Origin of the sequence: Arthrobacter bussei (assembly GCF_009377195.2) — a bacterium.
Classification (GTDB): Bacteria; Actinomycetota; Actinomycetes; order Actinomycetales; family Micrococcaceae; genus Arthrobacter_D; species Arthrobacter_D bussei.
On sequence record NZ_VJXX01000001.1, the window covers coordinates 1,348,312 to 1,361,395 of the forward strand.

Annotated in this window: 11 protein-coding genes and 1 tRNA gene; 9 read left to right on the forward strand and 3 right to left on the reverse strand. The window is 69.3% G+C overall.

Annotation, left to right across the window (positions count from 1 at the left end):
• Positions 1-11: 11 nt before the first annotated feature.
• The 4 genes from FNH21_RS06395 to FNH21_RS06410 all read left to right on the forward strand — a co-directional run bounded on the left by FNH21_RS06395 (position 12) and on the right by FNH21_RS06410 (position 2,817).
• A complete protein-coding gene (locus tag FNH21_RS06395; protein WP_152813154.1) occupies positions 12-458 on the forward strand; it encodes a hypothetical protein in 447 nt (148 codons plus the stop codon).
• A 70-nt stretch (positions 459-528) separates the two neighbouring features.
• The gene (locus FNH21_RS06400; RefSeq protein ID WP_191931663.1) at positions 529-1,848 is read left to right on the forward strand and encodes an alpha-amylase family glycosyl hydrolase; all 1,320 of its coding nucleotides are present in this window, start codon (positions 529-531) and stop codon (positions 1,846-1,848) included.
• Positions 1,849-1,958: 110 nt separating this feature from the next.
• The gene (locus tag FNH21_RS06405) at positions 1,959-2,225 is read left to right on the forward strand and encodes a hypothetical protein (protein WP_152813156.1); all 267 of its coding nucleotides are present in this window, start codon (positions 1,959-1,961) and stop codon (positions 2,223-2,225) included.
• 85 nt (positions 2,226-2,310) lie between these two features.
• Entirely contained in the window at positions 2,311-2,817 is a 507-nt protein-coding gene (locus FNH21_RS06410; protein ID WP_191931664.1) for a DUF5684 domain-containing protein, read from the forward strand.
• A gap of 83 nt (positions 2,818-2,900) precedes the next feature.
• On the opposite strand, the gene FNH21_RS06415 is transcribed toward FNH21_RS06410, so the two are convergent.
• Positions 2,901-2,973 (reverse strand) — tRNA-Ala (locus tag FNH21_RS06415).
• A 114-nt stretch (positions 2,974-3,087) separates the two neighbouring features.
• Between FNH21_RS06415 and FNH21_RS06420 the strand changes: the two genes are divergently transcribed.
• The 3 genes from FNH21_RS06420 to FNH21_RS06430 all read left to right on the forward strand — a co-directional run bounded on the left by FNH21_RS06420 (position 3,088) and on the right by FNH21_RS06430 (position 8,212).
• Entirely contained in the window at positions 3,088-4,689 is a 1,602-nt protein-coding gene (locus FNH21_RS06420; protein ID WP_152813158.1) for a DHA2 family efflux MFS transporter permease subunit, read from the forward strand.
• A gap of 36 nt (positions 4,690-4,725) precedes the next feature.
• Entirely contained in the window at positions 4,726-6,234 is a 1,509-nt protein-coding gene (locus FNH21_RS06425; protein ID WP_152813160.1) for a S10 family peptidase, read from the forward strand.
• Between the two features lie 208 nt (positions 6,235-6,442).
• Positions 6,443-8,212: a glycoside hydrolase family 15 protein gene (locus tag FNH21_RS06430; RefSeq protein ID WP_338403203.1), complete on the forward strand. Its 1,770-nt coding sequence runs from the start codon at positions 6,443-6,445 to the stop codon at positions 8,210-8,212.
• A 91-nt stretch (positions 8,213-8,303) separates the two neighbouring features.
• Here FNH21_RS06430 and FNH21_RS06435 read toward each other — a convergent pair whose 3' ends face one another.
• Positions 8,304-8,804 (reverse strand): DUF456 domain-containing protein, encoded by a 501-nt coding sequence (locus FNH21_RS06435; RefSeq protein WP_152813162.1) that lies wholly within the window; start codon positions 8,802-8,804, stop codon positions 8,304-8,306.
• Positions 8,805-8,933: 129 nt separating this feature from the next.
• On the opposite strand from FNH21_RS06435, the gene FNH21_RS17040 reads away from it, so the two are divergent.
• On the forward strand, positions 8,934-10,058 hold the full coding sequence (locus tag FNH21_RS17040; protein ID WP_241742744.1) for a YrzE family protein: 1,125 nt from the start codon (positions 8,934-8,936) through the stop codon (positions 10,056-10,058).
• Between the two features lie 102 nt (positions 10,059-10,160).
• Here FNH21_RS17040 and FNH21_RS06445 read toward each other — a convergent pair whose 3' ends face one another.
• Positions 10,161-11,078 (reverse strand): SDR family oxidoreductase, encoded by a 918-nt coding sequence (locus FNH21_RS06445; protein ID WP_055766803.1) that lies wholly within the window; start codon positions 11,076-11,078, stop codon positions 10,161-10,163.
• 392 nt (positions 11,079-11,470) lie between these two features.
• Between FNH21_RS06445 and FNH21_RS06450 the strand changes: the two genes are divergently transcribed.
• Complete coding sequence (locus FNH21_RS06450; RefSeq protein ID WP_152813164.1) at positions 11,471-12,988, forward strand: MFS transporter; 1,518 nt, start codon at positions 11,471-11,473, stop codon at positions 12,986-12,988.
• The last annotated feature ends 96 nt before the right edge of the window (positions 12,989-13,084 follow it).

Below are 13,084 nucleotides of genomic sequence, written 5' to 3' on the forward strand. Positions count from 1 at the left end.
AAGGGCGGGCAATGACGCAGACCATCAGTGAAACCATTCCTGGCTCCCTGGGTGCCGGTGACACCGCCGTCGGAGCGCCCCTCCACTGTGGCGGACCGATGACCCTGCGCGAGACCTCCTGGCACGGCACCTCCTACGGCATGATCGAGCAGCCGACCGGGGGGTTCGACGTCGAACTCGTCTGGGCCTGCGCCTGCGGCTTCCAGCTCTCCCACGAGGAGCCGAAGGATCTCGCCCTCCCGCTCTCCCCGGCACTCCGGCGGGTCGCAGCCGCAGCCGCCGACCTCGAGGACGTCCGGTGGCACCTGGACCAGGTCACCGACGAACTCGAGACGGCGGTGCTCGAGGCGGCCGACGGCGGAGCTGCGATCGTCGACATCGCCGAAGCCGCGCATCTGCAGCCTGCCGACGTCCACCAACTCGCATCCGGCGGACACCTGCTCGGCCACGTAGGCTGATCGGGCCGGTCCATCGGAGCGGTACGCCGGCTCTCTCCGTCGGCGCCCACCAGCTGGAAGGCCGTCGCCCGTGAAGAGTGCCCCCTGGGTAGAGCACGTCATCTGGTGGCAGGTGTACCCCCTCGGCTTCGTCGGGGCGGAGAAGACCGCCACCGACCGGCCCGCCGCGCAGCATCGGCTCCTGGATCTCCTTCCCTGGTTGGACTACGCGGTGGAGCTGGGCGCGTCGGGGCTGACACTCGGCCCGGTGTTCGCCTCGGAGACCCACGGCTACGACACCACCGACTACTTCCGGATCGACGCCCGGCTGGGCACCCTCGAGGACTTCGACACCCTGGTCGCCGAGGCCCACCGGCGCGGGCTGAGGATCCTGCTGGACGGCGTGTTCAACCATGTGGGCCGGTCCTTCCGGCCGTTCCAGGACGTCCTCGCCGACGGACCGGGAGCGGCAAGCACCCGCTGGTTCGTCCTGGACTGGCCCGACGGCGCAGGCCCGGGGACGGAACCCGGATATCGCGACTTCGAGGGCCACCACCACCTCGTCGCCCTCGACCACCGCGAGCCCGCCGTCGCTGATCTCGTGGTCGAGGTCATGCGGTACTGGCTGGACCGCGGAGCGGACGGCTGGCGGCTCGATGCCGCGTACGCCGTCCCGGCGCCGTTCTGGGCCGACGTCACGGCCCGGGTCCGGGCCGCCCATCCCGATGCCTACCTGATCGGCGAATACATCCACAGCGACTACGCGGCCGAGGTCGGCGCGGGCGGTCTCGACTCCGCGACCCAGTACGAACTGTGGAAGGCCATCTGGAGCTCGCTCAACGACGCCAACTTCTTCGAGCTGTCCGCGGCACTCGAACGGCACAACGCCCTACTGGCGTCCTATGCGCCGCTCACCTTCGTCGGCAACCACGACGTCACGCGCATCGCCAGCAGACTCACCGATCCCGCCCTCGTGGCGCACGCCGTCGTCCTCCTCATGACGCTCGGCGGGACCCCTTCCGTCTACTACGGCGACGAGCAGGGGTATCGCGGGGTGAAGGAGGACAGGGCCGGCGGCGACGACGACGTCAGGCCGCTGTTCCCGCCCTCACCCTCGGACCTCTCCTCCATCGGCCAGGGCGTGTTCGCCGTCCATCAGCAGCTCATCGGGCTGCGACGCCGGCATGCGTGGCTGCACCGCGCGACGACGCAGGTGCTGCAGCTCTCCAACGAGGTGCTGGCCTACCGCGTCACGGCCGAGGGACCCGAGGAACTGGTGGTGGCCCTCAATCTCTCGCGCCGACCCGCCCGGGTCGACGTGGGCGGCGCCTCGGATGTCCTTGCGGGGGAAGCGGCCGTCGACGGCGCCGGAGCGCTGGTGCCCGCACGCGGTTGGGCGGTCCTCGGCTGACGGCTCCCCATCGTCGTCCGCCCGGCAGCGCGTGCCCTGCCGGGCCTCCATGGGGATAATGGGAGCACAGGATGCGCAGGATGCGCAGGATGCAGAGGAGGGGGGTCACGATGAGTCCGCAGGATGCCCGGGAGACCCAGGACCCGGTCGATTTCACGCCCTGGCCCCGTCCCGTCCCGCTCCACATCCTTAACGGGGTGAAGAAGCTCATGCTCGTGGCGGCGATCCTCGTCGGGGTGCACCAGCTGCTGCCGTCGACGAGCCTCGGCTCCTCCCTCAGCAGCACCTTCACCCTGCTCGTCGTGATGTCCTGGCTCGCGCCCCTGGCCCGCATCGTGGCGGCGCGGCCCTGGATCCGCAGGTCCGCCGAGGAGTGACCTCCGAACCGCTGGCGCGGCGCGCCACGGAACGGCCATCCACAGTTCGTCCCGAATTCATTAAAACGACGGTACTGTTCGCGATATGACACTGACTTCCGCCCTTGCCACAGGCATGCTCCCGGCGATGACCTCCACGACCACCACGACCGACCCCGCAGCAGCCGCCGGCGCTGCCGTCGGTGGCCTCCTCGGCGCCGTGATCGCTCTCGCCATCACCGGCTTCGCACTGATGGGGATCTTCAAGAAAGCCGGACAGCCCGCGTGGGCCGCCGTCGTCCCCCTCTACAACATCATCGTGCTCCTGAAGATCTCGGGCCTGTCCCCGTGGCTCGTGATCCTGTCCTTCATCCCGGTCGCGAACATCGTGCTGGTCGTCCTGCTCGCCATCAACCTCGCCAAGGTGTTCGGCAAGGGCGCCGGGACAGCAGTGCTCATCTTCTTCTTCAGCCTGATCATGTACTTCGTCCTGTCCTACGGCGGCGCCCGCTACCTCGGCCCGGACGCGGCGCGCTACCCGCTCGGGCAGGCGCCCCAGCAGGGGCACGGCGCGGCCGGTTCCTACCAGCCGGGCCAGTACCAGTCCCGGTGACCTGACCACACCGCTCCATCCCACACAAAAGAAGCGAGGCCCCTGGTGACCAGGGGCCTCGCTTCTTCTGTGGACGGGAACTGTGGAGCTTGGGGGAATCGAACCCCCGACCTTTTCATTGCGAACGAAACGCTCTACCAACTGAGCTAAAGCCCCGGACACCTCTGCCGAACACCCATACTGTACCCAGAAGGGCGGCCCGATCCCAAAGCGCCGTCCGCCGGCCGAACGCGCACCGGCCTGTCAGCGGCCGGGAGTAGTCTTCTCCCCATGTCCAGCAATCCCCGGCAGGAAGCCCCTGCCCAGCTCCAGAACGACGACGTCCGGCCGTGGCCGGCCCTGTGGTCGCTCGTCATCGGGTTCTTCATGATCCTCGTCGACTCCACGATCGTGTCCGTCGCGACGCCGGCCATCATGGCCGGTCTGGACGCGGGTATCGACAGCGTCATCTGGGTGACCAGTGCCTACCTGCTGGCCTACGCCGTGCCGCTCCTCGTGACCGGCAGGCTGGGAGACCGCTTCGGGCCGAAGCGCATCTACCTCGTGGGGCTCGTCGTCTTCACGCTCTCCAGTGCCTGGTGCGGGCTGTCCGGAAGCGTCGAGGCACTCATCCTCGCCCGCGTGCTGCAGGGCCTCGGGGCCGCGCTCATGACACCGCAGACCATGTCCGTGATCACCCGGATCTTCCCGCCCGAGCGCCGCGGCGCGGCCATGGGCCTGTGGGGTTCGGTCGCCGGGATCGCCACGCTCGTCGGCCCCGTCCTCGGCGGCGTCCTGGTCGACTCCGCGGGCTGGGAATGGATCTTCTTCATCAACGTGCCGGTCGGTGTCGTCGGGTTCATCCTCGCCTCACGACTCGTACCCACCCTGCCCACCACCTCGCACCGCTTCGACATGCTCGGGGTCTTCCTCAGCGCGGCGGGCCTCTTCTGCCTGGTGTTCGGGATCCAGGAGGGGGAGAGCTACGACTGGGGCACCATCGCCGGCCCCCTGTCGGTGTGGTCGCTCATCATCACGGGAATCGTGCTGCTCGTCGCCTTCGTGGTCTGGCAGCGCATCAACCGTGGTGAACCCCTCGTGCCGCTCCGCCTCTTCGGCGACCGCAACTTCTCGCTGGCCAATACCTCGATCACCGCGATGGGCTTCTCCATCACCACCATGACCCTGCCGCTCATGCTCTACGCGCAGACCGTCCGTGGCCTCTCCCCCACGCAGGCCGCCCTGCTGCTCACGCCGATGGCCGTGATCTCGGGTGTCCTCGCGCCGTTCGTCGGCAAATTCGTGCAGCGCAACAACCCGAAGTTCATGGCCGTGGCAGGATTCGCGGGGATGTCCGCCGCACTGTTCTGGCTTGGATCGATCCTCACGCCGGACGTCGCCCTCTGGCAACTGCTCCTGCCCATCTCCCTGCTCGGCCTCTCGAGCGCGGGGATCTGGGCGCCCGTGTCGCTCACCGCCACCCGCAATCTGGCCCCGTCACTGGCCGGTGCCGGGTCGGGGGTCTACAACACCACCCGCCAGATGGGTGCGGTCCTCGGCAGCGCCGCCATCGCAGCGATCATGCAGTCACGGCTCATGACGAACATGGGCGGTGGAGGAATGACTGCGACCCCCGGCGCCGCCCTGCCCGACGAGGCGAAGGCAGGCTACGCCCTGTCCATGGGCCAGTCCCTCTATCTGCCCGCCGTCGTCGTGCTCATCGGCTTCGCGGCCGCTCTCTTCTTCGCCAAGCCCCAGCAGAACCGGGTCTGGGAGGGCGACGCCGGCGCCGTCGGAGCTCCCGCGACGGAGGGATCCGCATCCTCCTCACCCGAGCAGGGCGGGGACACCGGATCTGCCGCGCGGCGCGAGGCGACTCCGGCCGACACCTGAGCTGTTGCCTCTGGAAACTACCGGTAGTCTTCTGCCATGGCTGACGAGACGCAGGACACACCAGGGACGACGGCGACCGACGCACAGAAGGGTGCCGGTATCGCGGACACGAAGGACGTCACCGACGACTTCGCCGTCCGGGAGCACACTGCACCGTCCGGCCTGAGGTACACCACGACCACCGGCCGCCTGGTGCTGCGGCGCGAGGAGACGAAGGACGGCAAGGCCGACGGCTTCAAGCCGAAGGCCGAGATCTTCGTCGTCGCGTACACCAAGCAGGACGCCGAACCCGGGCGCCCCGTCACCTTCGCCTTCAACGGCGGGCCCGGCTCGGCCTCCGTCTGGCTCCACCTGGGCCTCCTCGGCCCCCGCCTGGTGGACTCCGGCGACGTCGGATCCATGACGCCCGCCCCCTTCGGACTCGTCGACAACCCGGACAGCCTGCTCGCATCCAGCGACCTGGTGATGATCGATCCGGTGAACACCGGGTTTTCGCGGGTCGTCGAGGGCGAGAAGGCCGACGAGTTCCACGCCTTCATCCAGGACCGCGACCTGGTGGCCGAGGTGATCCGTCTCTGGACCACGCGCAACAACCGCTGGCTGTCGCCGAAGTACCTCGTCGGGGAGTCCTACGGGACGCTGCGCGCCGTCGCCGTCGCCGGCCGGCTGTTCGACGCGTACGGCATGGCCGTCAACGGCCTGGGACTCATCTCGACCGTCCTGAACATGTCGACGCTGCGCTTCTTCCCCGGCAGCGACCTCCCCTACGCCCTGCACCTGCCCACGTATGCCGCGATCGCGCACTATCACGGCCGCCACGGCGACCGTGAGCTCGCCGACGTCGTCCGCGAGGCGGAGGAGTACGCGGCCCGGGACTTCGGCTTCGCCCTCACACAGGGCGGCCGGCTCACGCCCGAGGAGTACGAGGAGACGGTGGCGCGACTGGAGGCCATCACGACGCTCGACGCCGGATTCATCCGCCGCTCGAACTTCCGCTGGGCGTACCACGAGTTCGCGGCGGAGATCCTGCGCTCGGAGGGGCTCGCCGTCGGTCGTATCGACGGCAGGTTCGCCGCCCGTCCGGCCAACCTCCAGGCGTCCGGCTCCTTCGACGACCCGAGCATCCGTGCGATCACGGGCCCGTACTCGGCAGCCATGAACCACTACGTGCGCGCCGAACTCGGCTACGAGAACGATCTCCCGTACGAGATCCTCACCGCCCGGGTGCAGCCGTGGAGCTACCGCACGTTCGAGGGCGCCCCCGTGGACGTCTCGGGTGTTCTCGAGCGCCTGCTCGTGCACAATCCCGCGCTCCGCGTGCACGTGGACTACGGCTACCACGACGGTGCGACGCCGCACTTCGCCGCCGAGTACGTCTGGGCCCACATGAACCTCGACGATGCCGCCCGTGCGCGCTTCACGCACCACTACCACGAGGCCGGCCACATGATGTACCTCAACCCGGTAGCACGACACGCGCAGCTGCAGGCGCTGCGGGACTTCGTCACCGAGGGACGGGCTGCAGGGGAACAGTACGTAGACTGATGGAACAGTCCGGCGATCACCGCCGCCGGCTCCCGAGCAGAGGACATCATCATGCTGAAGAAGATCCTGTGGGCCCTGGTGCCCGTCATCGCCTCCCGCGTCCTGGCCAAGCGCAACAACGGCCAGGCCCCGCGCGCCGACAAGACGCGCTTCAAGGGAAAGTAGCCCGTCAGCCGGCAGGCACGCACAACGGCAGGGAGGAACGGCCATCGCATTCCGTGACGCGGACGGCTTCGCCGATATCCGCTCCTACGCGGCCATCGGGGACGGCCGCACCGTCGCCCTCGTGGCGATGGACGGCTCCATCGACTGGTACCCCACGCCGGATCTCGACTCGACGCCGTCCTTCGCCCGCCTGCTCGACGCCGACGAGGGCTTCATGACCCTCGCTCCCACGGCCGGATTCTCGGTGGAGCGCCGATACGCTGACGGGTCGAACGTCCTGGAGACCACGTACACCACGGACACCGGGACCGTCCGCGTCACGGACTCCTTGAACACCGGCGTGGCGGGCCGCCTCCCCTGGGGAGAACTCGCCCGCCGCGTCGACGGCCTCACCGGCTCCGTGGAGATGGCGTGGTCCGTGGCGCCGGGGACCTGCTTCGGCACGGCCTCGCCGTGGGCCGACAGCGGCCCCGGGGGCCCCATCCTCCGCGTCGATGCCGTCGCACTGGGGATCCGTGGTATCGACCACGGCGTGAAGACTGCCTCCGCTCGGTCCATCGACGGCGCTTTCACCACCTCGGTGGGATCGCGCCACCTCGTCGCCGTCGTGTCCACGCACGGTGAGCCGTTGCCCCTCCCGGACCCGCAGACCATCGACGACGGCGTGGACCGCACCATCCGCAACTGGCAGGCGTGGTCCGACAGCTTCGCCTACGACGGCGACTACCGCCACGCGGTGCTGCGCAGTGCCCTCACACTGAAGCTGCTGCTGCACAGCCCGTCCGGGTCGATCGCCGCTGCGGCGACCACCTCGCTCCCGGAGAGCGCCGCCGGCGGCAAGAACTGGGACTACCGCTACGCCTGGGTACGGGACACGGCCTATACGCTCCATGCGCTCACGCGCGCGGGACTCCGCGAGGAGGTCCACGCCGCGGCGTCCTGGATGCTCAAGAACCTCCGCTCCCAGGGATCCGACCTCGAGGTGTTCACGCGCCTGAACGGCGAGGTCCCGGAAGGGACGGACCGCCCGGACCTCACCGGCTGGCGGCACATCGGACCGGTCGTGGACGGCAACCCCGCCGCGGGCCAGCTGCAGCTCGGTGTCTTCGGCGACGTCTTCGACATCGTGTGGCAGTACGTGCAGGCGGGTCACGTGCTCGACCCCGCGACCATGCGGCAACTCGCGGATCTCGCGGATCTGACCTGCGACATCTGGCGGCGCCGGGACGCAGGGATGTGGGAGCTGCCCGAGGAACGGCACTACGTCACCTCGAAGCTCGGATGCTGGAACGCGCTGCGCTGCGCGGTCCTGCTCGTCGAGCACGGCCAGCTGCAGGGACCGGTGGAGCGGTGGGAGGCCGAGCGGGACCGCATCCGGGACTGGGTGCAGGAGCAGGGCTGGTCGGAGGAGCGGCAGAGCTACGTCTGGTACCCGGGCTCCACCGACCTCGATGCCTCGATCCTCCTGCACGCCATGAGCGGCTTCGACACGGGGCCGCGCATGTCCTCCACCATCGACGCCCTGCGCGCCGAGCTCGGGGCGGGCCCCCTTCTCTACCGGTACAGCGGCATGCAGGAGGAGGAGGCCACGTTCGTGGCCTGCGCGTACTGGATGGTGTCGGCGCTCGTCGCCGTCGGCCGGCGCGACGAAGCGGTGGACCTGATGGAGGAGCTCCTCCCGCTCGCCAACGACGTCGGGATCATGTCCGAGATGATCGATCCCGACGACCTGGCCTTCATGGGCAATCTGCCGCAGGGGCTCAGCCACTTGGCGCTGATCGTCGCCGCGCTGGCCATCTCGGGGAAGTCCTGACCGCGAGCCCCCGCTGTCCCCGCCGCACCGGCGAGCCGAGGGCCGGCCGCACGGGGCCATGTACCGCGAAGGTGCCGTGTGCAGACCGGCCTCAGGCGGTGGCGAAGTAGACCCAGACCCCGATGACCCACGTGGTGCCGGCCAGGCAGGCGAGGGCCAGTTCGGCGAGGATGCCGAGGCCCGTGGCCTTCAGGGCGTGCAGGCTCGAGGTCAGGGCAGCGCGGGAATCACGCTGCCGCGCGTACTCGCTGGCGAAGAGGCCGACGGCGAAGCCGACGAACAGGCCCACGACGGGGATGACGAACATGCCGACGATCCCCAGCAGGACGCCGATGGTCACGGACCTGCCCGGGATCTTCCGCTGCCTGAGGGTCCTGCCGGTGAGCACGATCCCGGCTGCGAGACCGGCTCCGGCCAGGACGGTGCCGATCGCGAAGACCACCCAGCCCTCGGTACTCGTCACCGTCAGGGCCCAGGCCAGCAGCGAGACGATGATGAGGATGCTGCCCGGCAGGACCGGCACCACCACTCCCGCGACACCCACCGCGATGAGGGCGCCGCACACGACCGTCATGAACACCTGGAGATCCATGGTTCAAGTCTCGCATCCGGCTGCGCGACGCGACGCCGCGGAACGGCACCCGCGCGGCACTCCGTGGAATACTGTGACGAATACTAAGCCAACTTAGCGAGCCCGAGGGCCCTGAGATCAGGAGGACCAGTGAGTACACCAGGAACAGGGAACACCGACCCCGAGCGCCGGGCCACGGACGACGACAGCCCCCGTCACGTCGAGACCCCCACCGAGCTGATGGACACCGGCAGGTCCGGTGCGGGTGCGAGCAGTGCCGGGCGGGCCGACACGGGCAGTGGAACCAGCACCGGAGCACGCAGCGGAACCTGCAGCGATCAGGCGAGCGGAGCCACCCGCGCCGGCAACGACGGCGGCTCCGGCGACTACGTGCCCGGCGGATACTCCGCCGAGGAGGACACGAGCGGCGACTACGTGCCGGGCATGTACTCCGACCCGTCCCCGGAGGACCGGTCGTCGAAGGTCACGTCCACCCGCGAGCACACCCGCCCGACGCCGGTCGCGGCATCACGGGAGTCTGCGTCCGCGCGGGATGCCCAGCCTCCGACGCAGGTCCACACGCAGGTGGCGCCCGTCACCGCGTCCAAGGCGCACGACGACGACCGCGGGAAGGACCGCCACTTCCCGCGCGCCGCCACCGCCGGGGCCGTCGCGGGGTCCGGGTCCGGGCTGCCGAGCCTCGAGGACCGCAAGCTGATCCACCAGCGCGAGAAGGAGCACTTCGGCGGCATGAAGTTCGGCTCCGCCTTCTTCGGGTGGCTCACGGCGACGGGCATGTTCGTGCTGCTCTCCGCCCTCGTGGGGGCGATCGCCGGGGCGTTCGGCTACGGCGCGAACCTCTCGACGTCGGATCTCGCGAGCGGCTCCACCGAAGCCCAGAGCACGGGGATCACGGCCGCCGTGGTGCTCGGCGTCATCCTCCTGGTCTCCTACTACGCCGGTGGGTATGTGGCAGGGCGCATGGCCCGCTTCAGCGGCGTCAAGCAGGGAGTCGCCGTCTGGCTGTGGGCCGTCATCATCGCGATCGTCCTCGCCGTGGTCGGCTTCATCATCGGCAACCAGGCCAACGTGACCGAGCGATTCCAGGGACTCGGCGTCCCCTCCGCGCAGGACCTGACGGGACCGGGCCTGATCGGCCTGCTCGTCGTCGCAGCCATCGCGCTGGTCGGTGCGATCCTCGGCGGCCTTGTGGGCATGCGCTACCACCGGAAGATCGACCGTACCGACTTCGATGCACTGGAGGACGCGGGATAGGAGCCTCGAGGACGCGGGGCAACCCCCACCGGCTTCAGCCACGGCATGGAACAGCCCCGGACCCTGTGGAGTCCGGGGCTGTTCCGTGCAGGCAGGCGGAACTCAGGGCGAGGGCATCCCGCCGTTGACGTTCAGGGTCTCACCGAGGACGTAGCTCGCCTCGGAGGAGGCCAGGAAGACGTACGCCGGAGCCAGTTCGGTCGGCTGTCCGGCGCGGCCCAGCGGGGTCGACTTGCCGAACTCGGGTAACGCCTCTGCGGGCTGTCCGCCCGAGGGCTGCAGCGGCGTCCAGATGGGGCCCGGGGCAACCGCGTTGACGCGGATGCCCTTCGGCGCCAGCTGCTGTGCGAGCCCCTTCGTGAAGTTGTTGATCGCGGCCTTCGTGCTCGCATAGTCCACGAGCGTCGGTGAGGGCTCGTAGGCCTGGATGGAGGTCGAATTGATGATCGCCGACCCGGGCTTCAGGTGCTTGAGGGCTTCCCGGGTCACGCGGAAGAACGAGTAGATGTTCGTCTTGTAGGTGTGGTCGAGCTGCTCGTCGCTCAGCTCCTCGAGCGACTCCACGGCTACCTGCTTGCCCGCGTTGTTCACGAGGATGTCGAGGCCACCCAGTCCGTCGACGGCCTGCTGCACCAGCGAGGTGCAGTAAGCGGGGTCCTTCAGGTCCCCCGGGATGCAGACGGCCGTGCGGCCCTCGGCCTCGATGATGCCCTTGACCACCTGGGCGTCCTCCTCCTCCTCGGGCAGGTAGGACAGGGCGACGTCGGCTCCCTCGCGGGCGTAGGCGATGGCGACGGCCGCACCGATACCGGAGTCGGAGCCCGTGATGAGCGCCTTGCGTCCCACGAGTCGTCCGGTGCCGCGGTAGGAGGTCTCCCCGCGGTCGGCCTTGATCTCGAGGTCCGACTCGAGGCCCGGTTCAGCCGTGTGCTCTGCGGGCGGCGAGATGCTCTCGAACCGCGTGACCGGGTTCTGGAAGGTGTACTGGTCGGTCGATCCTGTCGTGCTGTCGGAGGTCATGTGTGTTCTCCCTGTACAGAATGCGTGTCCCGCGCGGCAGGCGCGGGATGGACTGGCCGCCGGAAGCTAAGCCTACTTATCACATTAGGGGCACAGGACGGCGGCGGACAAGCCGGTCGGCGCGGTGGGAGCAGGTGGACCTCGGCCGCGGGAGTTGCTACGGGAGGGCTGCCGTCAGAAGACGACGGAGAAGAGGCCTGCGCCGATGCTCAGCACCAGGGCTGCGATGACGAGCCAGATGATCGGGGTGCGGAGCCTGCGCATGAGATCCATAGTGCGGCCAGTCTAGCCGGAGGGTCCTCGGCGGGATGCGGACAACGACCGACCGCGTGCTCCGTCGCGTGCAGGCCGGCCCCTTCTGGGCCCGCCGCGCCGGACGTACACTGGGCGCCATGACCGAGCAGGCCCCGGCCCCTCCGGGGTCCGGCACAGACGCACCCGGAGGAGTCGACCTCTCCGTGCGGTCCCCGGCCGAGCGCTCACGGACCTTCACCGGCATCCTTCTCAACACCGGCGTCGCCAACATCACCACGAGCTACCTCTGGTTCGCGCTGACCTTCTGGGCCTATCTGGAGACCCGCAACGTGATCGCCACCGGGGTGATCGGCGGGGCCTACATGCTCCTGGTGGCGCTCTCGAGCATCAGCTTCGGCACCTTCGTGGACCGCTACCGCAAGGTGTCCGTGATGCGCTTCGCCGGCGCCTTCACGCTCGGGATGTTCGCCCTGGCCGGGGCCATGTTCCTCGTCACGCCCGAACCGACCCTCCTCGACCTGACACGGCCGTGGTTCTGGGTCTTCACCCTGATCGTGCTGATCGGGGCCGTCGTCGAGAACATGCGCAACATCGCGCTGTCGACGACGGTGACCATCCTGATCGAGCCGGACCGGAGGGCCAACGCGAACGGGCTCGTCGGCATGGTCCAGGGCCTGATGTTCATCATCACCTCGGTGCTCTCCGGATTGTCCGTGGGATTGCTCGGCATGGGCTGGACCATCGTCGTCGCGCTCGCACTCACCGCCCTGGCCTTCGTGCACCTGCTCACCCTGCGCATGCCGGAGGAGGTGCGTGCTGCCGCCACCGACGCCCACGGCGCTTTCGACCTCCGCGGATCCTACGCCGCGGTCCTCGCCATCGCGGGCCTCTTCGCCCTGATCCTGTTCTCCACGTTCAACAACTTCGTCGGGGGCGTCTACATGGCGCTGATGGATCCGTACGGGCTCGAGCTGTTCTCCGTCGAACTGTGGGGCACGTTCTTCGCCGTCGGGGCCTCCGGGTTCATCGTGGGCGGAGCCCTGATCGCGAAGTTCGGACTGGGGCGGAACCCCCTGCGCACCATGCTCGTCGCCGTCGTCCTCATGGGCGTCATCGGCGCCCTGTTCACCGTCCGTGAATGGGCCTGGCTGTATGTCCTCGGGATCTGGCTCTACCTCGTGCTGGTGCCGTTCATCGAGGCGGCCGAGCAGACGGTCATCCAGCGGGTGGTACCCCTCGAACGGCAGGGACGTGTCTTCGGGTTCGCCATGGCGTTCGAATCCGCAGCAGCTCCGGTCACCGCTTTCCTCATCGCCCCGCTCGCGCAGTTCTGGATCATCCCCTACGCCCGCTCGGAAGGTGGTGCGGCGCAGCTCGCCCCCCTCCTCGGCAACGGTACGTCCCGCGGGATCGCCCTGGTGTTCCTGGTGGCCGGCATCGTCATCATCGTCGCGGCCCTCCTCGCCTTCCTCACGCCCGTGTACCGCCGGATCTCGGCGTCCTACCGGGAGGGCACGGCCGACGGTGCGGACGGTGCGGACGGTGCGGACGGTGCGGACGGTGCGGACGGTGCGGACGGTGCGGACGGTGCGGACGGAGCGGAGGCGGCCGACGCCGAGGGGAGCGACGCCCCGTCCGGGAGCACGACACCCTAGGAGGTCCGGAGGCTGCACCGGTCACGCGCGCACCGACGTCGAACACCTGACACGGCCGCGACCGGTCGATCCGCACGGGTGGCCGGAACGCCGGGC